We start from the raw sequence: 24,930 nt of genomic DNA on the forward strand, positions 1-24,930 counted from the left end.
TGACATCATAAAAAATATAATGTATAGAGATATTAAAGCAATGTATATAATTGGTAATAAGAGGTTTAAGATGAAAATCGCCTTCAAATACCATATCCACCTCAAATAGGATTGAAACTGGATTATGCCAAGTTCAGGTCTATTGCCTATCAGCTTCAAATACCATATCCACCTCAAATAGGATTGAAACTACCCTCGTATTGGATCCATATTAGAACCCGCAATCTTCAAATACCATATCCACCTCAAATAGGATTGAAACATCTCGAAGTTTGGGGACCATTGGCGAACGTATTTCTTCAAATACCATATCCACCTCAAATAGGATTGAAACTATTCAAATATGCGATGAGAATTACCAAGAAGCCAACTTCAAATACCATATCCACCTCAAATAGGATTGAAACTCACATGGAACACTTATAATCTTAAGGTCAGATTTATACTTCAAATACCATATCCACCTCAAATAGGATTGAAACTTGAGCGCAGGATTTTCCGTTATAACCATAGGATCCTTCAAATACCATATCCACCTCAAATAGGATTGAAACACCACATCCGATTTTAAATTGACTTCAGTAGGTCACTTCAAATACCATATCCACCTCAAATAGGATTGAAACACATTGTAAAGCGTGACGAGAAAGATAGGCGTATAATTCTTCAAATACCATATCCACCTCAAATAGGATTGAAACATGTGGTGGTGTTTGTTGTCTTGGAAAGTCCCTTCTTCAAATACCATATCCACCTCAAATAGGATTGAAACAAAAGAACATTTGCAATCTCGATATGAGCGAAATTCTTCAAATACCATATCCACCTCAAATAGGATTGAAACCGATTGGTACGAGGGTTATATTAGCGGTTTTTATTCTTCAAATACCATATCCACCTCAAATAGGATTGAAACACGTTGTTGACGGTCTTTCTATCGAATTGGGTTACACTTCAAATACCATATCCACCTCAAATAGGATTGAAACAGTTGATATGGCAAGCAAACCAAATATACCTATAAAACTTCAAATACCATATCCACCTCAAATAGGATTGAAACTTGAAACGGGTTTGTACTATGAAATGACTGACCGTGCTTCAAATACCATATCCACCTCAAATAGGATTGAAACTTTGGTGTCGGGGCATTGGTAAAATCTATTAAAATTCTTCAAATACCATATCCACCTCAAATAGGATTGAAACACGGGAAATGTAACCGTACCTGTATATTCCGAGGGGCTTCAAATACCATATCCACCTCAAATAGGATTGAAACTCGTAGATGAACTTTTATGTTTAGCCGGTTCAATTCTTCAAATACCATATCCACCTCAAATAGGATTGAAACATTACACTGGTTGGTATATGAATATGAAAAACCGTTTCCTTCAAATACCATATCCACCTCAAATAGGATTGAAACATGTTAGCCCCAGGCGATACAAACGCAAGTGCTGAAACTTCAAATACCATATCCACCTCAAATAGGATTGAAACCCATTATCCATTAGGGTTACTTAGCGAAAATGGAGAGCTTCAAATACCATATCCACCTCAAATAGGATTGAAACATGAGCAGAACAAGAAAAACCCAATTGACACCACACTTCAAATACCATATCCACCTCAAATAGGATTGAAACCTAATAATAATGGATGTAAAGATGGACGGTCTCCAGACTTCAAATACCATATCCACCTCAAATAGGATTGAAACATTAACCTACCTACTTTATGAGTGGATGACTTGAAACTTCAAATACCATATCCACCTCAAATAGGATTGAAACTAGAATCACCATTGATACCAGTTTTAGGAGGTGTTCTTCAAATACCATATCCACCTCAAATAGGATTGAAACGTGATAATGTGGACAAGAAGTATTTTGCACAGCTTCCTTCAAATACCATATCCACCTCAAATAGGATTGAAACCCCTTATATCGGGAACGGGTTATTCTGTTGATGAACTTCAAATACCATATCCACCTCAAATAGGATTGAAACCATCATAAACAGATTTCCAAAGTTTAGGGGATCAACTTCAAATACCATATCCACCTCAAATAGGATTGAAACGCAATTTGGTTGGTTGTACCGCTTAAAGTTCCCGAACTTCAAATACCATATCCACCTCAAATAGGATTGAAACACATCATAAAGACCGCCTTTTCCATCCAATGCAGCGCTTCAAATACCATATCCACCTCAAATAGGATTGAAACATGGATCGCTTTCCTTGCAAATTAAATCATGTTCTACTTCAAATACCATATCCACCTCAAATAGGATTGAAACATTCGTTAAGATAGTAAGCTATTCTATCCATATCCTCTTCAAATACCATATCCACCTCAAATAGGATTGAAACCCCATATCCTCATTCAATTCAGCGTAATATTGCAAACTTCAAATACCATATCCACCTCAAATAGGATTGAAACTATTCAAATATGCGATGAGAATTACCAAGAAGCCAACTTCAAATACCATATCCACCTCAAATAGGATTGAAACTTTTTGCCCTTTAAATACGTTTAAAGGGCTTTTTTTACTTCAAATACCATATCCACCTCAAATAGGATTGAAACTGAAGATGAATTGCAAACCCTGTGCGGTGGCTAACTTCAAATACCATATCCACCTCAAATAGGATTGAAACACGGGTAATTGTGGCCTGTAACGGATCATTACCTCACTTCAAATACCATATCCACCTCAAATAGGATTGAAACATAATGGAATCCTAGAAATAACTAAGGATAAAATTCTTCAAATACCATATCCACCTCAAATAGGATTGAAACTTTGCACCACCGTCTACATTGTCATGGCCATCTATTCTTCAAATACCATATCCACCTCAAATAGGATTGAAACAGATTGAACTTAGAAGTGGTAAGCAAACCGACCGGACTTCAAATACCATATCCACCTCAAATAGGATTGAAACACTTTCATATACACAAACAGCCGTTGGAGGCGGTCTTCAAATACCATATCCACCTCAAATAGGATTGAAACTTAGCAGCCGTTACGCTTTCAGTCCTTGCGATACGCTTCAAATACCATATCCACCTCAAATAGGATTGAAACCTGCGTCACCTTCCATTTCATCCCATCCAAGCATTACTTCAAATACCATATCCACCTCAAATAGGATTGAAACCTCTTGTTTCGTCTGTAATTTTCATAATCTTATTTTCTTCAAATACCATATCCACCTCAAATAGGATTGAAACATGTGCAAAACATCCTCTTTAGGAATCGTTATCCATCTTCAAATACCATATCCACCTCAAATAGGATTGAAACTTTTTGGCAGAACGTTATAAAGCGTTCTTTCTTTAACTTCAAATACCATATCCACCTCAAATAGGATTGAAACGGTATTGATTTGGAAACACACATCAAAGCCAAATTGACTTCAAATACCATATCCACCTCAAATAGGATTGAAACGCATCACCTTGTTTCTTAAAGAATCTCATTAAAGACTTCAAATACCATATCCACCTCAAATAGGATTGAAACCCCAATGCAAGGCCAATCGTTAGACCATAACCAAGCTTCAAATACCATATCCACCTCAAATAGGATTGAAACTGCTTGTTCCAACAGCCCTAAATGTGTCCCCAAAGGCTTCAAATACCATATCCACCTCAAATAGGATTGAAACTGAAGGGCATTAGAAACTAAAACAAGCTTATTACTAGCTTCAAATACCATATCCACCTCAAATAGGATTGAAACTTTAATGGGTACTCTAAGTTTTCCCCTTCCCTTTCTTCAAATACCATATCCACCTCAAATAGGATTGAAACAATGAACATTCAATTTGCTCTCCTTTTTGATTTAGGCTTCAAATACCATATCCACCTCAAATAGGATTGAAACCGGCAACCAAGTCCCCGTAACACCATCAATAGGAGCCTTCAAATACCATATCCACCTCAAATAGGATTGAAACCCTTCGTGTTCAAACGGAAACTCTTCGAACTCTTTTCTTCAAATACCATATCCACCTCAAATAGGATTGAAACTTGTGAATTAAACATATATCATAATTGTATACAATCTTCAAATACCATATCCACCTCAAATAGGATTGAAACACGCCTTACGAAGCAATAGAACATCTATGTAAGAGCACTTCAAATACCATATCCACCTCAAATAGGATTGAAACTTCATCCGCGACTTTCAGCCCTGAAACCTGAGCAGCTTCAAATACCATATCCACCTCAAATAGGATTGAAACTTAAATGGAGCTAAGTTATCAGAAATAGATACTTCTGGTCTTCAAATACCATATCCACCTCAAATAGGATTGAAACATCCGATGTTCAAAAAAATGCAAGCCATCGTACTCGCTTCAAATACCATATCCACCTCAAATAGGATTGAAACGATTTTAGGGTTATGAAACCATACTACAGAATGACGCTTCAAATACCATATCCACCTCAAATAGGATTGAAACGGGTGCAGAATGCGGGCATAGACCTCGAGCGGTTTACTTCAAATACCATATCCACCTCAAATAGGATTGAAACGATAGAGGGATACAAAGCATTCTCTAAAGGCCGCTACTTCAAATACCATATCCACCTCAAATAGGATTGAAACCCTACCCTGCTATTGGTTTCTTTCTTTTCCATAGGCTTCAAATACCATATCCACCTCAAATAGGATTGAAACTTGGCTTTGGTTTCGGTCTGTCCGACCAAAAGCATATCTTCAAATACCATATCCACCTCAAATAGGATTGAAACTGGAGGTGGTGATTCGGACGGTACTAGGGCGAAGCCTTCAAATACCATATCCACCTCAAATAGGATTGAAACTGAAAGGTAATGAGGTTGAAAAGATGCAGGCAAAAAAAGCTTCAAATACCATATCCACCTCAAATAGGATTGAAACGGAAATCAGAAGTATTGGAGGTTGATGATGAGAATCTTCAAATACCATATCCACCTCAAATAGGATTGAAACATAACCACATATTCGAATCCTGCTTTTTGGATGGTTCTTCAAATACCATATCCACCTCAAATAGGATTGAAACCCATACCGAAACTTAAACGACCTAAAAAACTGTTCACTTCAAATACCATATCCACCTCAAATAGGATTGAAACTTGATTTCTCCACCTCCAAAGACCCCTATTCACTCGCTTCAAATACCATATCCACCTCAAATAGGATTGAAACGGGCCTGTACCTCTGCGAGTGTCTTCCCGGCAGAAAACTTCAAATACCATATCCACCTCAAATAGGATTGAAACTAACAATTATGACCATAGAGGCGGTTCAATCGACTATGCTTCAAATACCATATCCACCTCAAATAGGATTGAAACATGCTGAGGGGAGCTACAACACAACCGATGGAAAACTTCAAATACCATATCCACCTCAAATAGGATTGAAACTGATCACGTAGGATTTGAAGAGGATTGGGTAGTATACTTCAAATACCATATCCACCTCAAATAGGATTGAAACTACACGAACTGAAAATGCAGGTGATTACAAATCTGACTTCAAATACCATATCCACCTCAAATAGGATTGAAACCATGGCCTTTTGCTGGATCCTTAAAAACCAGCTTGCTTCAAATACCATATCCACCTCAAATAGGATTGAAACTTATTCTGCCTCGGGATCTCTTGACGGGGGTACATGCTTCAAATACCATATCCACCTCAAATAGGATTGAAACTGCCATAATTCCCGCAAACTATGGCCAGTAACACAGCTTCAAATACCATATCCACCTCAAATAGGATTGAAACATATTGGAGCCTCTGACATGGATTGGAGAATACAACCTTCAAATACCATATCCACCTCAAATAGGATTGAAACGGACTACAGGTTAGGGCTGGGTACCATACTTATCACTTCAAATACCATATCCACCTCAAATAGGATTGAAACTATTGAGCCTTTTTTTGGTGCAGGCGGTATGTTTTTCTTCAAATACCATATCCACCTCAAATAGGATTGAAACATCAAGTCTATTAATGAAAACATGCCTAAAGCGAAACTTCAAATACCATATCCACCTCAAATAGGATTGAAACTAATTATGTTTGAGCAATCAACAAACCTTAATTCTCTTCAAATACCATATCCACCTCAAATAGGATTGAAACGTGCTTTGGCAAATAGGGAGGCATCACGATAATTGTCTTCAAATACCATATCCACCTCAAATAGGATTGAAACCAGACTTGTGGGTATTCCCACCTGCAGGGCTGTGCGCTTCAAATACCATATCCACCTCAAATAGGATTGAAACATTCTATTCTCAACATACCTAAATTGATTCAAATTCTTCAAATACCATATCCACCTCAAATAGGATTGAAACATAGTTCGATCCCTCCACGGTTTGTAGAACTCCTTATCTTCAAATACCATATCCACCTCAAATAGGATTGAAACTTACAGGTGCAGACATCAAAAGGAAGCTTTCGTCAACTTCAAATACCATATCCACCTCAAATAGGATTGAAACTCTTGAGAATCTTGGCCGTGGCCATAGCCTGAAATCTTCAAATACCATATCCACCTCAAATAGGATTGAAACTGTAATCAGGGTATTCCCCTGCTACTTTAGGGTTTTCTTCAAATACCATATCCACCTCAAATAGGATTGAAACAAGTTAAAACTTCGCTAACTACATCGAAATACCTTTCTTCAAATACCATATCCACCTCAAATAGGATTGAAACCGTGCATGCGGCGAATGATGGCTTGGGAGGTGATTCTTCAAATACCATATCCACCTCAAATAGGATTGAAACGGCCTAACCACAGAAATTTGCGAAGGTATCATTCATCTTCAAATACCATATCCACCTCAAATAGGATTGAAACCCTATCTCAGAAATAATGTACTGTAGCCTTTCCTGCTTCAAATACCATATCCACCTCAAATAGGATTGAAACTCCACAAGGCCATCCTTAGCCCCTTCAATAGCTTGCTTCAAATACCATATCCACCTCAAATAGGATTGAAACATATTGACTACAAAGACAGCCAAATGATGAAGGATACTTCAAATACCATATCCACCTCAAATAGGATTGAAACGCGTAGAATCAGAAACATCGCAGAAACGTTCACTGTCTTCAAATACCATATCCACCTCAAATAGGATTGAAACCAAGATCTTCCGTCGCTATTACTTCTACTCCCTGATCTTCAAATACCATATCCACCTCAAATAGGATTGAAACATTTTTCATTTCTTTCTAGGTTTTTTTGGATGAAACTTCAAATACCATATCCACCTCAAATAGGATTGAAACCCTGCTGCTATGTGTTTTACGGATGTGAGTGTATAACTTCAAATACCATATCCACCTCAAATAGGATTGAAACTGAAGTCCGTGACCCTTAGAGGCCGTGACCCTAAGCTTCAAATACCATATCCACCTCAAATAGGATTGAAACATGGATCAGGCACAAAAGTACATAATTGTACTGCACTTCAAATACCATATCCACCTCAAATAGGATTGAAACATGATTCTATCTAATTCTTTCTCATGGTCCGGATGGTCTTCAAATACCATATCCACCTCAAATAGGATTGAAACAATACTTATCCCTATTCTTATCAAAAGTTTCATATCTTCAAATACCATATCCACCTCAAATAGGATTGAAACCTTAGCATCATAAACCAAACAAAAAGTTATGAATAACTTCAAATACCATATCCACCTCAAATAGGATTGAAACCCTCTACACCTGCATTTCTGGCACCTTGAGAACTTCTTCAAATACCATATCCACCTCAAATAGGATTGAAACACATTTTCAATTCCCTCAGCAATGGCATCCTCCTCACCTTCAAATACCATATCCACCTCAAATAGGATTGAAACCCGTGAAATGTGCATGTTTGGCGGTGGGGTAAATATCCTTCAAATACCATATCCACCTCAAATAGGATTGAAACTTTGGTTGAGTAACTGACTTAACAGAATCAGCACTACTTCAAATACCATATCCACCTCAAATAGGATTGAAACATTCTGTGAAATTCTATATTATCACCAGCAGGTTTTACTTCAAATACCATATCCACCTCAAATAGGATTGAAACCGAATACCACACCGCAATTAAATGGCAGTTTTCTCATGCTTCAAATACCATATCCACCTCAAATAGGATTGAAACACCCCAACAAAAGTCTCTTTTATACTTGTTCCAACTTCAAATACCATATCCACCTCAAATAGGATTGAAACTTACGGAAATTGGGAATACGACGATGATCCAGCCAACTTCAAATACCATATCCACCTCAAATAGGATTGAAACTTGATGATGTGTTTTGATCCCATGGCAACGGCCATACTTCAAATACCATATCCACCTCAAATAGGATTGAAACACAAGGATAAGGCACATTTTGTACAGGTGGCCTTGGCTTCAAATACCATATCCACCTCAAATAGGATTGAAACAGGAGATGCAGGAACTGCAGCAGCTCCGGAAGCTTGCTTCAAATACCATATCCACCTCAAATAGGATTGAAACCAATCTTAGATTGAGCGAAAAGTAATTGGTCTGAGCCTTCAAATACCATATCCACCTCAAATAGGATTGAAACCCACCAACATTTTCATTGTGATCTGGAGACCTATAGCTTCAAATACCATATCCACCTCAAATAGGATTGAAACAGGTAATATTGATCAAAGGTATCGGAATTCATTATCTTCAAATACCATATCCACCTCAAATAGGATTGAAACAACCTATCTCCTTTCTTAATTTCGCCGTATCTATCCTCTTCAAATACCATATCCACCTCAAATAGGATTGAAACCTTTTTCTTTTGACATTAGGTAAAGTTTCCCATCATCTTCAAATACCATATCCACCTCAAATAGGATTGAAACATAAAGGTCGGAAAATGCCAAAAGAAGTCTACGAACTTCAAATACCATATCCACCTCAAATAGGATTGAAACAGGAAAACAACCCGGACGGTTATCAGGCATTGTTCTCTTCAAATACCATATCCACCTCAAATAGGATTGAAACTTGTGGGAGATCTTAGATGGAACGATCCGGACGACACTTCAAATACCATATCCACCTCAAATAGGATTGAAACACCAACTGAGGGGCTGAGCACCTCAGTTCCCCTTTTCCTTCAAATACCATATCCACCTCAAATAGGATTGAAACTTTTCCCCTGACCTCCTATCCGAGGGGCTCTGTTACTTCAAATACCATATCCACCTCAAATAGGATTGAAACGCACCGGGTTTTCTCTTAAGAAACCAAATGGAGAACTTCAAATACCATATCCACCTCAAATAGGATTGAAACTAATTTCACCTTCATTTGAGGTTCCGCAAAGAACAGCTTCAAATACCATATCCACCTCAAATAGGATTGAAACCATTCCTTTGCTGTGCTGCGAGTTGGAATGTTTTCCTTCAAATACCATATCCACCTCAAATAGGATTGAAACACCGCCAAAGGGGCTTCTTTTTGTAGGTGTTTAAGCTTCAAATACCATATCCACCTCAAATAGGATTGAAACTTTCTGACCCTCAATACCAAAAGGAGTATCAAGGCTCTTCAAATACCATATCCACCTCAAATAGGATTGAAACTACAAGGATATACATAGTAAGGGAGGTGTTTTAGGCTTCAAATGCCAAATCCCATCAAATAGGATTGAAGTTTTAAGGATTTGCGCTATATTAGTATTGGTTGTCTGAGGATGACCCCCTAAGGAAAGGAAGGCTCTGGCCACTTGTTGGCTATCCTCCTTTATTTTTTTAGTTCAATATTCTTTTAAATTCACCCGTTTCTCTTAAAATACCAAACCCACCTCAGATTGGAGTGATATCTAATCATCAGCGATAATCCCAACACTTGTTACTTCCCAATTCTTGTTTTGGTTTGACCATGCTAATGAGACTAGTGTTTCAATTTTTTTAAGCAATTAACTAAAACCGAAATCAACCTCTGGATACTTTTTTAAAAGTTCGGGAAGGGTAATCACGGGAATACTTAGAATACCACAAATTTCAGGAATTTTTTTGAAAAGCTTCAGGTCATTTCCAATTGAAGTTTCCTCTGTAACCAGATAAATTTCTTCACCCTCATTGCCTTTATTTAATATGCAGAATCATCGGAACGTATAGCAGTCTTTATGCTTGGGGCTTACCCTTCAGGTCGGGCTACCACTTTGTTTCCATTCCAATCTTTTTCTCAACGCTTCCTTCACAAAAAAGGATTTCCATTGCTATCCCTAAGCCAAATACTGGAAGGTAAGTAAGAACCGAGCCATTTTATTTGTATATTTAATCTTAACCATACAAAAGAAAACCATGTGCGGCAGGTATTCCGTAAAACAAGACCTTAAAAAAGTTGAAGATCAATTGAAGTTGAGATTATCCGAAAAGGCCAAGAACTGGAAGCCTTCCTATAACATTGCTCCTTCCCAATTGGCTCCGGTGGTAACTTCGGATAAGCCTGATGTAATAGATGTCTTTCATTTCGGTTTGGTGCCGCATTGGGCAAAGGATAAAAAGGTGGGATATAAAATGATCAATGCCCGTTCCGAAACGCTGCTGGAAAAACCCTCCTTTAAGCCCCTTTTGGTAAACAACAAAAGATGCTTGGTCCTGGCTGACAGTTTTTTTGAATGGAAAAAGCAAGGCAAAGAAAAGCAGCCATTCAGAATTTACCTTCCCGAAAGAGAGGTCTTTTTTTTCGCCGGACTCTGGTCAAGTTGGAAGGATCCTGAAGGTGAAATGTATAATTCCTACTCCATTATCACCACTGCCCCGAATAAACTAATGGCCAAGATCCATGACAGAATGCCAGTGATTTTGACTAGGGAAGAAGAAAAAATGTGGTTGGAACCCGATCAAAACCCCAAGGATTTGCTAAAATTATTGAACGCTTATCCGGCCGATGCTATGAAGGCTTACGAAATATCCAGCAAAGTCAACAAACCTACAAACAATTACCCTGAAATCCTGGATCCGGTTTAGGGATAGTCAATTTTTTGGACAGCTCATATGGATAAGTCCGATAGGGTATTCCTATTTTACCTCCCTAGGTGACTTCAAATGTAAGGATCTTTAGAGCCGTTCGTCCAGGTCCCTTAAATTCTCCTTATTCTATGGCTGGATATACTCTTTAATTGCTTAGAACTCCTCCTTGTTTCATTTTAATGGAAGCCTTTCCAATTCCATGTTCGATACTGTTCTCGGTTGTGAATTATGATAAATGCAAAGATGGGAGCAGCGGTCTACCCGCCAAGGGTGCGCTTCGCCCGATCAAAAAAATAGGGTTTTCCAGAGGAAGCCTTCCACAATTTTTTTGCTCAGCCCTTGGCTTGGGGGTCCCTGGCAACCCCCGTACTCTTAGGCATAATCAAATTTAAAACCTTAAACAGTAAAAACATGTCACAATTTGAAAAAACCTACATCGGCAAAGGAACCCAAGTAAAAGATCTAGACATCATCCGAGTATCCATCTCCAAGGAAACATTAGAGGAAATCCTGAAAGACCATATGGTCGACTACGATGGCAATGAATACCTGGTATTTGAAGTCGCCTCACTGAAAGAACCGGATCAATATGGTAAAACCCACACGGCCTATATCAGCAAAAAAGTAGCTGCTCCGAAAACAGGGAAGTCCAGAAAGGTCAAATCTTAAAAAAAGAGCCCTGCGGGGCTCTTTTTTGTTTTATTTTTAAGATGGAGATTAAGAATTGGGCTTTGAGGAAAGGCTTATTTAAGCTTTTTAGGTCATAATTTAACACAACACACTAAAAACTACTTCTCTGGAGAAATTTTGCTATTGAAAAAGAGATTAGAAAAATTTTAAAATCTAGCAAGGTGCATCAAGTATTTGTTTAAATTATTAACTTAATTATGTTAATTAAATAGACAATGAAAGATATATCGGTAATTGTATTACAATTGAAAAACAGGCAAACTCAAATAGACCGGAAGATCAATCAATTGATAGATCAAAATTTGCATCCCTTTCCTTTTGAAAGATTGGATAAAGGAAAAAAACTCATCGAACTGATTCAAAAAGCCCTGCAGTCCATAGAATCAGAGAAATTGATTGAAGCTGGGATGCATATAAAGGAGTTGGAATTGGAGGGATTGAAAATTGAGCTTTAATTTTCTGAAAGGATTTTAAGTCCTCGGAAAAATTTCTTGAAATGATAAGCTTTTGAAAAGATCAATTGGTCCAATCAAGGGGAGCTCACTAACCTCTTTGTTCCAGTTTCCGTAGCAATTCCTCAATCTTTCGCTCCTGTGCCCTGATTTTTCTATCAGTAGCCGTTTCTTTTGGTTTGGAGAGAGAATAAATAAACCAACCCCACACAGCAAAGGCTACAATCAGTCCAGGCCATTGGTTGTCGCTCCCTAAGGCACCAATCATGGCGATCATGCAAATAAAGGAAACTAAGAAAAGTTTGATCAGGAATTTCATAGCTGATTAAATAAAATTTGATACTTTAAGTTAGTCAAATTTTGGTTGAACTAAAAATAATTTGGTTGAAAAGTAAGGTATAATTCATACATTACCAATGACTTGAATTAATATAGCCTATTGTAGTTTACAAATTAGAATGGTACAGTTATACTTTTGAATGGTACCTGCTACATTAAGTCCTTTAACCGCAAATTAATATATATCTAAACGTGATTTATCCAGTGTTGCTGTTTGGGCGGTGTCAAGTAGTTTATCGATTTCATTGGCCTTTATTGCCAATTTTGATTGATTAAAGATGGCCTTGACGTTTGTTAGCTGGTCTATTCTTTTTTGACCCAAGCTTTTTCCGGATCTAATTTCTTTTACTCCTTTAGTAATGTCCTTTTTTATATTGTCTGGAGAGGCTGCTAGAATTTCCCCTAATACACGATAAACACCTTCCTTAGTCAATTTACATGTTGAGTGATGACAAAGTTTGTTAATTAGTTCGTTCAGATTTCCAGGACCGCCTAATAGAAAATCAAGTGCCAGTAATTTCTCCGTTTTATCTAGCTCGTTTTCATCAGCAGCTATAATTGAATAATCGCGCTTCGCCCTCATATTATCATAAAATTGGATTGCTCCTTGCTTGTCCAAATAATCAAGATTTTCAAACTCACGGAAATTGGCTAGCTTTTCGGCAGGATCAACATATTTTAAAAAAATCCCCGTCTCCCGAATATTTTTAAACGTATTGCCAATCAAATTGTAAATTATTCCAGCTGTTATCCCTGAGAAAATAATAGCAATGGGTACTTTTAAAGTAACGTCCATTGTCAGGACTGAAACGGCTAGTAAAAGACTTACAAAGGTAAGGAGGATTGGGTAAATCAATGAAAGGTATATAAACCATTTCCTGCGCTGAATAAAATGGGAAAAATTCTCAAAATGATTTCGATTGCTGGAAAAAATATGCCAACCATAACGATATGCAAGAATTCTTTCCTCTTCAGAATAACTGTCAAAAAGCAGTAAGTATTCTCTGAGTTTGTATTGCCATAAAGGTCTATTGGGATCAAACTTTTTCATGGGTTATATTTTAAATATCAAATAGGAGCACCCCAGGCTTTCTGCATCTCGTTTCTTTTTCTTTCTTCCGTTACTTTCACATAGCGTTGAAAGCTTTTGTAATCTGAATGTCCGGTTATCTTCATCACGGTTTCTGCTGGAATTCCTTTTTCCAGAGAAAGAGTTGCAAAGGTTTTCCTACCAGTGTGTGCACTGATAATTTCGTGTTTCTTGTAAATAGTTGATTGCTTAATGGCTCCTTTATACCGGATAATTTCAATTGGATCATCGATACCCACCAATTTGCAAAGTTCCTTTACATATTTATTGAATTTTTGATTGGAAATTACGGGTAGGGGAGAGACAAGTTCTTTGTATTTATGCAAAATAGCTTTGGAGTAACTGTTTAGTGGGACAATTAAAGGTTCTTTGGTTTTTTTAACGGTCAGCCTGATTTCTATTTCTTTGATATGTTCTCTTTTTAATTGTTGAAGATCTGAAAACCTAAGGCCTGTAACACAGCTAAAGCAGAAAACATCACGTACTTGTCTTAACCGTTTGTTTGAGCTCAAATTGAAAGTAAAAAGTTGGTCCAATTCATCTTGGGTTAAAGCGATTACTTCAAGTTTATCTCTTTTTATTGCGAAATCCTTATACCCATCATTAACTTTTATACCCAGTCTTTTGGCATATCCCAGAAACGTTTTAAGCGTACTTAATTGCTTAGCAATTGTAATGTTGTTTAAAGTATTGACAGTTCCAGTGGTCTCATGGACCTTTTCCCATTTAATCAAAAAGTTTTGGAAGGATTGCATAAATGTATAGTCGATATTTTCAAACCGAATTTTGTTTCTTGTCTTTACTTCATAGTTTTTCAAATGATTTTTGAGCGATTTATAAACAACTAGACTACCCTTCACTCGTGTGAGTTCATGCTCTTGAATGTACCGGTCGATAAAATCGTAAACCAAGTTAGTAGGATCTTCTTTTTTGATTTTTATCTCTTTAGTTTCCTTGATTTTCTCAATCAGCATTTCAACACTATAGGTTATCCCCTTAGATCTAAATCCTTCCTCAATCTTCCTGACTTTGTTCTTTAGATCAATTAGATCATCTTGATATTGGATTAAGGTTTGCTTTTTAGGAAGGTTGTCTCCGTATTTTTTCTGTAGAAGGGTTTTTAGTTTGGTGGTAAGGTTTAAAATTTGCTGCTTTTCAAGGGACCAAAGCTCTGGTATAAGACGTATCCCGGTGGCAACTTTTTTCCGCTGACTTGACAGATGAATCAATAACGTAAGTGGTTGCTCCCCTTTTTTGTTTTCTAAATCCCTTCTTAGCTCATATCTTAAAGATGCTTCCATGCTCTAGTTTATTAATAATTTTTAAACTTAATGAAAATAAAATTCAGGGGCGAATTCAGGGGCGAAAAAGTTGATTAAATGTGTTCAAAACTTATCCTTACCTAGGATAAAATAGTGCTATATATATGTATATATGGTATTTATGATAATATTATGGTACTTCTAGTGTATAGGTTCGAATCCCCCACTCTCTACTGAACAAAACCCTGGCTTATTGACTTTCAATAGGTTAGGGTTTTTTCTTTTTGATCAGGGGCGAATTATCCGAATTTTTACTCTAACCGCTTAATTCAAAATAAGTATTCCTGTTTTTTCATTTTCTAAAATTTGCCGAATTTTTTTAACGAGACCTAATAGTTTCCAACTTCAAATATTTTTTCATTACAACAATTGGGTGGAGTGACCTAGAAATTGAATGGACGTTATTTTAGAATAAACCTTTTAGCTTTTCCTCCATATCATCCAACGGCCAGTTTCAAACTTACATTTTCAAAATCTTTAATATGCTTCCGAACAAGAATGAAGTCATCTCTTTCAATGGCTTGAAGGATCATTCTTATCAGTTCAATAAGCATTTTGCCTTTATGCAATTTTTTTCTTTTAAAAATCCTCCATTCCAGCCAACAATGAAGGTTTCCGAAAACTTGGGGTACTACCCCAGCTAACTACCCCTGCCAACTTGTGACCATATTCGGCCAACAAACCAAACGAAAACCGAATATGAATGACATGATCTTTTCACCAATTGACAAAAGACAACTTATCCAGGAGATTGCTGAAGAAGTAGCTTCAAGGATAATCCCAGAGTTGCAACCAGTTACTCCTGACGATGAATTGATACAGATCCCTGAAGCAATGAAACTGCTAGGGCGCTCCCGCACGACAATCAACAACTGGCGCAGGGAAGGCTTCCTGAAGGAACAGGTGATAAACACCAGGGTATATTTCAAAAAGTCGGATATCCTCAATGCCGGTCACCAAAAAAACGGTCGAAAAAAATAAAAGCGGATCATGCCCGATCCGCCTTAAATAATTTCATTAGGAAATGGTGTTCCACTTTCACTGAGATAAATATACCATTTCTGTATGGAAAAATCAACCCAAATCTACAGAAATATGGACGATGAAACCCCTATCAAAAAGATTGATGAGAAATCTTCGAGTGCGACCATTCGGATGATCAGATTCCTGATGTCAAAATATAAGTTTAAAAATAACATGGTACTCAACGAGGTCTTTGCAAAAGAAAAAGAAGGAAAAAAGTACCACCCAGTCAATCCCCATACGCTCTACATAGAATGCCGACAGGAGGGATACCGTACCTCGGTAGCAGAGATCAATACCTTTCTGTCTTCAGATTTTATCCCAAAAACAAATCCTTTCGTGAATTACTTTAAACAGGTACGAGACTCCTGGAGTGAAGTCAGCCATGGCGACTATATCCAGGAATTCACTCGCTATATTCAGGTACAAGGACAAGAACGTTTTGAGATTCAGTTTAAAAAATGGTTGGTGTGCTGTGTGGCCTGTTGTCTACGGGATGACTTTTTCAATAAGCAAGCCTTGATCTTTGTACAGGAGCAACAGAATAGCGGCAAGACCACACTTACTCGTTTCCTGATTCCAGATCAGCTGAAGACTTACCAAGCTGAAAATATTTCTGTGGACAAGGACAGTCTAATCGCCTTGAGTCAGAATTTCGGAATCATACAGGATGAGCTTTCCACACTTTCCAAAACCGAGATCAATGCGCAGAAAACGCTGATGAGTAAATCACAAGTCAAAGTCAGGCATCCTTATGACAAGAAGCCTAAAATGGAACCGAGAAGGGCTTCCATATGGGGATCTACCAATAAGGCCGAGTTTCTCACGGATGTGACAGGTAGCGTACGCTGGCTATGTTTTACTGTAATGGAAATTAATTGGAATTACATAAAAGACATTGATATCGATAGGGTTTGGGCACAAGCTTATCAGCTATACCTTTCGAATTTTCATTATGAAATGACAGCGAAGGAAATCCGGGAAAATGAAATCATGAACAACCAGTACAAAACCATTTCTCCTGAAGTAGAACTGGTGCAAAAATTCTTTTCCCCAGGCACTAAAGAGGATCATGATAAATTCATGACAGCTACCGATATCTGCCATCAGTTGGTTTTAAATATCTCCGGTAACCTCAGGATTAGCCCTGTGGAGATTGGTAAAGCTTTGAAATTGCTTGGTCACGTTCAGTCTCAAGTTCGGAGAAACGAAGCTCAAAACTTCCCTGAAAAAGGATATTACATAAAACAAAACCAACCTACTACTTACTACAAATAAGCTGTAAACAAATGAAATACAGCTTTTAAATAGGTAGTAAGATAGGATAAATCAGACTACTACAACCCACTACAATAAAAGTTTTTGTAGTAAGACGGATTCAAATTGCTTTCAGTCATAAAGCGTTAATAATCAATGAACTAAAATAAATATGTAGTAAGGTAGTAGCTGTAGTAAGTGGTTTTTCAAAAAAATTAAACTTAAGAACAATGAATGCAAAAGAGGCAAATAAAATATCCATAATAACCTATCTGGACCAGATGGGAATCAGACCAAGTAAAGTTAAAGCAGGTTATTGCTTTTATTATTCTCCTTACCGGGAGGAATCAACCCCTTCTTTTAAGGTAAGCCCGAGCAAAAATCTATGGGTAGATTTCGGAGATGGAAATGCTGGGGGTACGTTGATTGATCTGGTTCTTAAAATGAATCCTGCTTATACTGTTCCTGATGCTATTAGGGAAATCGAAACGGTAAGTGGATCTTCTTTTTTTCTTCATCAGCCTGCTATTCCCCGACCCGACCCACCTGAGGAGACAGCTGCAGGAATCAAGATTATAAAAACCAGACCACTAGGAAACAATAGTGCCATAACGGATTACCTTCAATCCAGGCGAATCCTTCTGGATACAGCTAAAGAATTTTGCCGTGAAGTCTATTACCGCATTGGTGACAACAGATATTTTGGTCTAGGCAATCCTCATGAAAATGGTTGGGCAATTCGTAACAAATATTGGAAAGGCTGCACTGCCCAGGGAGTATCTACTTACTGTAACAATTCAGCAGATCTTTGCCTTTTTGAAGGAATATTTGACCTGTTGAGTTATAGGGAGATGCGAAAAGCGGAACATTACCGAGCGGACTTTATGGTGCTCAATTCTTTGGCCAATTTACCGGGATTCTATTCGAAAATAAATAAGTACAGCCGTGTGAAATTATTTCTGGATAGGGATAAGGCTGGAAAAGAGGCGGCCAGAAAACTAATGGATAGCCTAACCCATTGCCGAGACAAGTCAGAATTATTTCATCCCCATAAAGATTTAAACGAGTATTGGATGAGTAGGGAAAATTTAAGCGTAAAAAGATGATTGAACAATTCTGGATTTTAGGAATCCTACAGAAAAATAATGGCAGTAACATTGTTGGTTGGGGAAGATTCAAGGCCTTGCCTTTAAAAGCGTTGAATATACGGGTATGCCGATATACCCATATCTGTATACATTCCTATTCAAATAATGCTATACATAATTATATTCCGAAAGGGAGGGGGGAATGACGAAAAATGGAATGCTGAGTTCCAATAATAAATGCCTATTTAGGTATTCAAATACACATATTACCATATATTTAAAGATCCCTATAACCCAATAAAAATATAATATTAATTTGCATATACTTAGATAAAAACATATGTTTAACAATATTATTAGTAATATTTAGTTATTAATTTATATTAAAACAGTTCTTTACTTAACCGACTAGAGGCTATCTAACACGTTGGTGCCACTAGAAATCCGCTGTGCGCGGTCCTTGCAAGTTGTGTCTTTGTCCGACAAAAAACCGCTGGTTTTTTTTCTACCAAAAACGAACTTGCCCCTCCCATTTCCCTTCCTGTTTGACAGTTGTGTAATTTGGAGTGGAGAAGAAAAATCCTCGCAACTCGGATTTTAACAAAAAAAATCAAATGAGAAAAGCAACCCAAAATGACAGGGAAAAGGTCGTAACCATCCTGTTGAAAGCATTCAAAAAAAACAAAAGTGTCAACTACATTGCTGGTAAAGAAGAAGAGAAAATTCGCTATTTGATGGAGTATTCTTTTGAAAACTGCATGGATATGGGTGAAGTTTTTATTTCGGAGGATGGCAATGCTTGCGCCATGATCCAATTTCAGGATAAGAAAAAGTTCTCTTGGAAAAGTACGTATCTGGATATACAGTTAATTTTCAAAACCATTGGGGTGGGAAATATTCCCAAAGCTTTGTCCAGGGAGTCCTTTATAAAAAAACATTATCCCAAAGAGCCTTTCACCTATTTATGGTTTGTTGGGGTAAGCCCGGAAAAGCAAAAAAATGGCTTTGGCACTAAGATCCTGAAGCATGTATTGGATTATTCCAAAACACTTGACCGTCCTGTTTACCTGGAAACATCTACAGAGAGCAATCTCCCCTGGTATCAGAAAAACGGTTTGGAGATTTATACCGTTTCCGAAAAGTTTGGATTTCCTTTTTACTTCTTGAAAACTGCCTAAAACATTATGACTGTTCTGAATACTGAAATTCACATTGTAACCTTAGTATTTGTTTTGCTGGAGGTGATGATGTTTTCCCACCAACTGGTATTTTATCTCCAAAAGCCGAATGAGAAGAAGAGGAAATATTACCTGATTTTGCTTTTCCTCCTGATCCTTTACAATTTGGCCGGAGGACTTTTTCCAGACGAAGATTTACCTCTGTCAGTAACATTGCAATACATTCTTGCCTATGGTGCCGGTTTCGGTATGGGAGCTTATTTTCCCTACTATTTTTACAGGGCATTCAATATTACGCATTTAGAATTTCATGCCAAATACGGGGTGTTAATATTTTTGATCTTACCGTTTGTACTTTTCTTCTGTATATTATATCCTTTAGGAATAGACCTCAAGACGGTGATCTATGTGGGAATGATCATTCCGTTTTCCTATGCTTTTTACATGGTGTACAATATCCTTTGGGGCATTCGCCAACGCTACAAAACGCGCAAAGCTTCCTTCGATGCTATTCTATCTTACGTTGCGGTAGCTCCCTGGACATTGATGCCTTTGTTGGCTTATTTGGAAGTAACACAGCTGACAGAAGTTTTATTGACAAATGGGGGCTTTCTGGTAATCACTGTCCTGTATATCCGGAACATGGTCGAGGAAAATAGAAAAGATTTGGAAACCCTGAACCTTCTGCAAACCAAAAATGAAGATGAAATTTTCACCATCCGCTGTACCAAGCTTGGCCTGACAAAAAGAGAAATTGAAGTCTGCGAATTGGTCCGGGAAGGTCATATTTACAAGGACATTGCAGATACTTTGTTTATCTCCGAAAGAACCGTGAATAAGCATATGCAGAATATTTTCAAAAAAGCAGAAAGTAATAACAAGTTTGATTTATTGAATAAGATTACCAAGGATGTGAAGACGGCGTGAATTAAATGAATTTTCAGTTATTGGCTAGAGGTAGAAGTGTAAAGTGGTATAGCTTAAATTAATCTTTCAAAAAAATCTTTGGTTAATAAATCCCTTAGAGGTTATTTGTAAAGATTTGATTGAAGTTTAAATTTCGAATTTTAAAATGTCCTAGAATTGGGAAAGATGCAGGTCAGGTTTAGTCGTTTAGGGTGGGTTCTCCTTTAAATAATTAACTGTAGCTCGTTTTTATTGTAATTTCGAAATCACATCAAGAGTTGAAGGTGTATTCGTCCGCTTACAGTTTTCGATATAGTCTTTGCTTGGATCGAGATCGAATCTTTTAAATATTTCATTTCTGATCATTTCATTCTTAGGATTCCTTAAATCAAACTGTGCTTTAAAATGCTTATTTAGGTCAAATTCAAATGTTCCTGTTTCCTCCGTTCTCTTGATGTCCTTTGTATCATATCTTGTGGAAAAACCAATTGAGTAATAACCAAAAGGGTTAGTGATATTTTTAGTTGTTTTCTCAGAAAGTTTGGGATTCGGTGTCTCGATATACTTATTATATTCCGAAAGTGGAATCTCTTTATGAATCAAGCCCCATTGCAGAAACACAGTTTTTTTGGCATAATCTATACTTTTTCCATATGACACAGGAAACTCAAAATCAGTTTCTACTAAATTATGATGTCCTATAATTTCATAATCTCCATAAAAAAGGTTATTATCCATTATATAATCTGATGGCAAGGTTGGACTATTTATTAATTTTCTGAAATCAATTTCCTTAATTTCCGAAGTTAATGCGTAGAGCTTTATTAACACTGAAGGTCCCATAAGTAGGTGTAATCCATGATTTTTTTATGAGGCCTTTTTTTCGAATCTTTTTTACGTCAAGGAGAACCATTCCAAAACTATACTCATTTCTATTTATTTTAAAAGTGAAAATATCCCCAGCCATGTATTTCACATTTTTTCTCTTATCTTTTTTAAACTGCTCAATTTCTGCTAAATGACTTGGTCTTGATGAGTTAATGAAACTCTCTACCCAAATTTGAAGAGTAACATGACTGAGGTCTATGTTCTCTTTTAATGTGGAATAAAAGGTTCTTTGTGTATAATAATTACCAATGGTAATATTCCCGTTCTCAGCCCTTGAAAAATACACCCCTTCAGGTTGGTGTTTTTCTAGTGTTGCAGCAGTCAATTTTTTCTCTTTTCCTTTGTTGGTTTTTGGCAATAAGTATTTTCGATCCCTCGTATTCAAGTTATAACTATGTTCGCAATAAATATTATTATTTGAGATGACCTGTTTTCTAATTACGTTTCCGTCAAAATATTAAATGCTCTCTGGTTGATATGGGCCAGCTTTAAGAACTGATTTTTGCCAATTGGGCTCTACTAAATCAAGTCCTAAATATTTCCGCTGATCATTAGATAGTTCGTAGGTTATTTCTGTGAAAGTCTTAAATTTTGTTAGCAATTAATTGAATTTTCAGCTATAAGTTAAGTGAGATTTTTGATTACTTCTAATTAAAAAAATACCACCTTTTGAGGAAATAATCCCCTTTATTTTTTAACAACGACTATTTCTTTATAAAAGAATTCATGATCTTTCCAGGTAAGTCTAAATGGAATGAATCATAAATATTTCCTTTGTCATAAGTTATTGGTTATGTGTTAAATACCCCTGCTTCATGAGTTAAGTATTCGTGGTATAAAACAAGCTTTTTTACAACCTTCAATTTCCATATTCTTCTCATACTTCCTATCCTTTTTTACCTCAAAGCCTCTCATTATTTTAAATTTATTAATTGTGACTCACCACCATTCATTTATTGGATATTTGTACGCCAGCATTGGTATCTGAAGTTACCAAATTATTCCAGAGGGTGAAACCTATACTCATGCATTTACCTATTTACATCTAATTCCTTGGAAGAATTAACCTTTCCCGATTGTGGAACCTTTGGCTGTGGAGATGTGACGCTCACGGTATATGACCGGGCAGGTTTACCCAGGGACCCAACTTTTTCCCAAGAATACCTGCGCAGCCGTGTATCCTGGACAGCAATGGTGGAGAAAAACTCAACCGATACAATATTTACCTATTATAGCTATATTCCTCATGGCAATGTCAAAGCCCTGCTTCAGGATCTTCCCGGAGTAGGCCCAAAACGGACGGAGTATGTATATGATCTGGTCAGTGGCAACGTAAACCAGGTGCACTACCAAAAAGGTTATCCTGATCAATTGATTCACCGGTACCGTTACGATGCTGACAACCGACTGGAAGAAGTGCAGACAAGCACAGATGGATTGGTTTGGAATAGGGATGCAGCCTATTATTACTACCCACATGGTCCACTGGCCAGGGTAGAGTTGGGTGAGTACAATGTTCAGGGGATGGATTATTACTATACGCTCCAGGGCTGGCTGAAAGGTATCAATATGCCAATGGAAGGGATGGTGTCGGTGGATTCCGTACAGGAACTGATGCCTTTTCCTTTGCGCTTGGGTATTACGAAGGGGATTACAAACCCATCAATCCCAGTGTAACCATTTCCGATTCACGAGACGAACTATGGGATCATTATAAAGACACAAGGGATACAATCTCAGCAACTGGTCTGTACAACGGCAATATTTCCTGGATGAGTACTGACCTTCCCAGCTTGGGAGATCCGGATCGTATGCAGGCGATGGTTTATGGGTACGATCAGCTCCACCGAATCGTTCAAGCCAGAAGCCTGACCAGCTCAGAAACTACCGGCTTTGACCAAAGGAGTTACAATCCAGAGAACCCGAATAAATACGATGCGGATTATAGTTATGATCCAAATGAGGACCGACCGTTAAGAAACAGTCCTGTGGACTGTTTTAGGGAGGGGCCAGATTGCAGGGCAGGCTTAACGTGAATTTGGTTGAAAAAAGGTTTTTAAAGACTTCGAACTATCATTAAATAGAAAATCCATATCTTTACAGAGGCGGGATGAAACGACAATCCGTGATGATTTGACATATAAATACTACGACTTTAGCAACAAGCTGAAAAACGTGGATGGTACGGATACTGAAAATTACACCTATGATGAGATCGGCAACCTGATTAGTGACAGTGCCGAAGGTATAGATAGTATCGCCTGGACGCCTTATGGTAAGGTTAGGGCAGTTTATAAGGACGATAACTCCGAAGTCCATTTCAGGTACGATGCCGCAGGAAACAGGATTTCCAAGATCACTGAAAGTGATACGACCATTTATGTTGTGATGCAAGCGGTAACGTAATGGGTGTCTATAAGAATGACACTTTAGCGGAGCAATCCATTTATGGTAGTTCACGCCTAGGATTGGTTAATTACGCATCTAAGACGGGTTACAGATCGTTAGGTGGCAAGAAGTACGAGCTAAGTAATCACCTAGGTAATGTCCTGGCAGTAGTAACCGATAATATCCACCTGGATCAGGATTCCACCTGGGCCAATGTGGTCAATGTTTCAGACTATTATCCTTTTGGATTGGCGATGGATAGTCGTAGTGTGCAGGATAGTAGTTATAGGTATGGCTTCAATGGCAAGGAAGAGGACAGTAACGGAGAATGGGGTTCTAAGAGCCATTATGACTATGGATTTAGAATCTATAGCCCGAGTATTGGGAAGTTTTTGAGTGTGGATCCGTTGGCTCCCGATTACCCATGGTATACGCCATATCAGTATGCTGGAAATAAGCCAGTCTGGGCCACCGATTTAGACGGATTGGAAGAAAGAATATCTACTGTAGGTGATTTTGTAGAAGGCAGACATACTTTTGGTTCTGATCATGTACCAGCCATTACCGTCCCCCTATTGATCAAGCCAACTCAGGAAAAAATCGTACCTATTCCCAATAACCAAACATTTGTTGGGCCAAGCAACTCAACGATGTCATATATTGAAGTACAGTCCAGAAACAAAAAAATAGAAGCTTATAATAATTTACAAAACCTAAGTAATTCTATTCCTCGCCATGAAAAATTGATAGGACAAGGGGTTGCAATCGGTTTAAGCTTCACCTCTCCATATACAACAATAGGAAAAATTGGAAATGCTAGTAAACTAATAACAACTTCCAAACAGTTTTTGACCGGATTTGGTATGAATTCTGCCGTACAAATAAGTATAAATCAAGGATTTAGTAGAGTGGATTGGATAGACGCAGTATCGTCAGGAATCACTTCAACAGTGACCAAAAATTATAACATAAACATATTTTCTGATGCACTTTTAAGCTCAACTATGGATTATACATATGAAGGTGGCTTTCAATCCACTTTTGACGGATCAAAAAATCTTTGGAATACAGGAGTTGATTTAACTCTTGGGGTAGGGGTAGGATTTGCATCAAAGGGTACGGATTATTTATTTGATGCGAATAATACAAGGTCAATGTTTAAACCATTGAGTCCTGCGGTAAAAAAATCAATAGCTAATTTCTTGAAGATTAGTTAAAATGCCGCAGGAAGTGCAGCTGGATCGGAAGTCA

Annotated in this window: 17 protein-coding genes and 1 CRISPR repeat array; of the genes, 12 read left to right on the forward strand and 5 right to left on the reverse strand. The window is 37.5% G+C overall.

What is annotated here, in order from left to right; genetic code table 11:
* Positions 1 to 81 precede the first annotated feature (81 nt).
* Positions 82 to 9,663: a CRISPR direct-repeat array (repeat unit 37 nt; unit sequence CTTCAAATACCATATCCACCTCAAATAGGATTGAAAC).
* A 723-nt stretch (positions 9,664 to 10,386) separates the two neighbouring features.
* From Q4534_RS06595 to Q4534_RS06605, 3 genes are all read left to right on the forward strand, one after another.
* Positions 10,387 to 11,055: an SOS response-associated peptidase gene (locus Q4534_RS06595; RefSeq protein WP_303612369.1), complete on the forward strand. Its 669-nt coding sequence runs from the start codon at positions 10,387 to 10,389 to the stop codon at positions 11,053 to 11,055.
* Positions 11,056 to 11,469: 414 nt separating this feature from the next.
* A complete protein-coding gene (locus Q4534_RS06600; protein ID WP_303612370.1) occupies positions 11,470 to 11,727 on the forward strand; it encodes a hypothetical protein in 258 nt (85 codons plus the stop codon).
* 236 nt (positions 11,728 to 11,963) lie between these two features.
* Entirely contained in the window at positions 11,964 to 12,203 is a 240-nt protein-coding gene (locus Q4534_RS06605; RefSeq protein ID WP_303612371.1) for a hypothetical protein, read from the forward strand.
* A gap of 88 nt (positions 12,204 to 12,291) precedes the next feature.
* Here the strand turns inward: Q4534_RS06605 and Q4534_RS06610 are convergent, their stop codons facing one another.
* The 3 genes from Q4534_RS06610 to Q4534_RS06620 form a co-directional block, all read right to left on the reverse strand.
* Positions 12,292 to 12,519 (reverse strand): hypothetical protein, encoded by a 228-nt coding sequence (locus tag Q4534_RS06610; protein WP_303612372.1) that lies wholly within the window; start codon positions 12,517 to 12,519, stop codon positions 12,292 to 12,294.
* 195 nt (positions 12,520 to 12,714) lie between these two features.
* Positions 12,715 to 13,590 carry a hypothetical protein gene (locus Q4534_RS06615; protein WP_303612373.1) on the reverse strand — a complete coding sequence of 292 codons (876 nt, stop codon included), beginning with the start codon at positions 13,588 to 13,590 and terminating at the stop codon, positions 12,715 to 12,717.
* Positions 13,591 to 13,607: 17 nt separating this feature from the next.
* The gene (locus Q4534_RS06620) at positions 13,608 to 14,930 is read right to left on the reverse strand and encodes a site-specific integrase (protein WP_303612374.1); all 1,323 of its coding nucleotides are present in this window, start codon (positions 14,928 to 14,930) and stop codon (positions 13,608 to 13,610) included.
* A gap of 681 nt (positions 14,931 to 15,611) precedes the next feature.
* Between Q4534_RS06620 and Q4534_RS06625 the strand changes: the two genes are divergently transcribed.
* The 5 genes from Q4534_RS06625 (at position 15,612) to Q4534_RS06645 (ending at position 20,424) form a co-directional block, all read left to right on the forward strand.
* Positions 15,612 to 15,932 carry a helix-turn-helix domain-containing protein gene (locus Q4534_RS06625; RefSeq protein ID WP_303612375.1) on the forward strand — a complete coding sequence of 107 codons (321 nt, stop codon included), beginning with the start codon at positions 15,612 to 15,614 and terminating at the stop codon, positions 15,930 to 15,932.
* 84 nt (positions 15,933 to 16,016) lie between these two features.
* Positions 16,017 to 17,252 carry a VapE domain-containing protein gene (locus Q4534_RS06630; protein ID WP_303612376.1) on the forward strand — a complete coding sequence of 412 codons (1,236 nt, stop codon included), beginning with the start codon at positions 16,017 to 16,019 and terminating at the stop codon, positions 17,250 to 17,252.
* A 209-nt stretch (positions 17,253 to 17,461) separates the two neighbouring features.
* A complete protein-coding gene (locus Q4534_RS06635) occupies positions 17,462 to 18,337 on the forward strand; it encodes a toprim domain-containing protein (RefSeq protein ID WP_303612377.1) in 876 nt (291 codons plus the stop codon).
* Positions 18,338 to 18,933: 596 nt separating this feature from the next.
* Positions 18,934 to 19,497: a GNAT family N-acetyltransferase gene (locus Q4534_RS06640; protein WP_303612378.1), complete on the forward strand. Its 564-nt coding sequence runs from the start codon at positions 18,934 to 18,936 to the stop codon at positions 19,495 to 19,497.
* 6 nt (positions 19,498 to 19,503) lie between these two features.
* Positions 19,504 to 20,424: a helix-turn-helix transcriptional regulator gene (locus Q4534_RS06645; protein ID WP_303612379.1), complete on the forward strand. Its 921-nt coding sequence runs from the start codon at positions 19,504 to 19,506 to the stop codon at positions 20,422 to 20,424.
* A gap of 228 nt (positions 20,425 to 20,652) precedes the next feature.
* On the opposite strand, the gene Q4534_RS06650 is transcribed toward Q4534_RS06645, so the two are convergent.
* Together Q4534_RS06650 and Q4534_RS06655 are read right to left on the reverse strand one after the other, a co-directional pair.
* Complete coding sequence (locus tag Q4534_RS06650) at positions 20,653 to 21,246, reverse strand: Imm26 family immunity protein (RefSeq protein ID WP_303612380.1); 594 nt, start codon at positions 21,244 to 21,246, stop codon at positions 20,653 to 20,655.
* Positions 21,197 to 21,676 (reverse strand): hypothetical protein, encoded by a 480-nt coding sequence (locus tag Q4534_RS06655; RefSeq protein ID WP_303612381.1) that lies wholly within the window; start codon positions 21,674 to 21,676, stop codon positions 21,197 to 21,199. Before Q4534_RS06655 ends, Q4534_RS06650 begins: the two co-directional genes overlap by 50 nt.
* Positions 21,677 to 22,344: 668 nt before the next feature.
* On the opposite strand from Q4534_RS06655, the gene Q4534_RS06660 reads away from it, so the two are divergent.
* The 4 genes from Q4534_RS06660 (at position 22,345) to Q4534_RS06675 (ending at position 24,896) form a co-directional block, all read left to right on the forward strand.
* Complete coding sequence (locus tag Q4534_RS06660) at positions 22,345 to 22,968, forward strand: hypothetical protein (protein ID WP_303612382.1); 624 nt, start codon at positions 22,345 to 22,347, stop codon at positions 22,966 to 22,968.
* Positions 22,969 to 23,063: 95 nt separating this feature from the next.
* A complete protein-coding gene (locus Q4534_RS06665) occupies positions 23,064 to 23,327 on the forward strand; it encodes a hypothetical protein (RefSeq protein ID WP_303612383.1) in 264 nt (87 codons plus the stop codon).
* Between the two features lie 97 nt (positions 23,328 to 23,424).
* Entirely contained in the window at positions 23,425 to 23,697 is a 273-nt protein-coding gene (locus Q4534_RS06670) for a hypothetical protein (protein ID WP_303612384.1), read from the forward strand.
* Positions 23,697 to 24,896 carry an RHS repeat domain-containing protein gene (locus tag Q4534_RS06675; RefSeq protein ID WP_303612385.1) on the forward strand — a complete coding sequence of 400 codons (1,200 nt, stop codon included), beginning with the start codon at positions 23,697 to 23,699 and terminating at the stop codon, positions 24,894 to 24,896. Before Q4534_RS06670 ends, Q4534_RS06675 begins: the two co-directional genes overlap by 1 nt.
* The last annotated feature ends 34 nt before the right edge of the window (positions 24,897 to 24,930 follow it).

This window comes from Cyclobacterium sp. 1_MG-2023, assembly GCF_030546805.1.
Lineage (GTDB): Bacteria > Bacteroidota > Bacteroidia > Cytophagales > Cyclobacteriaceae > Cyclobacterium.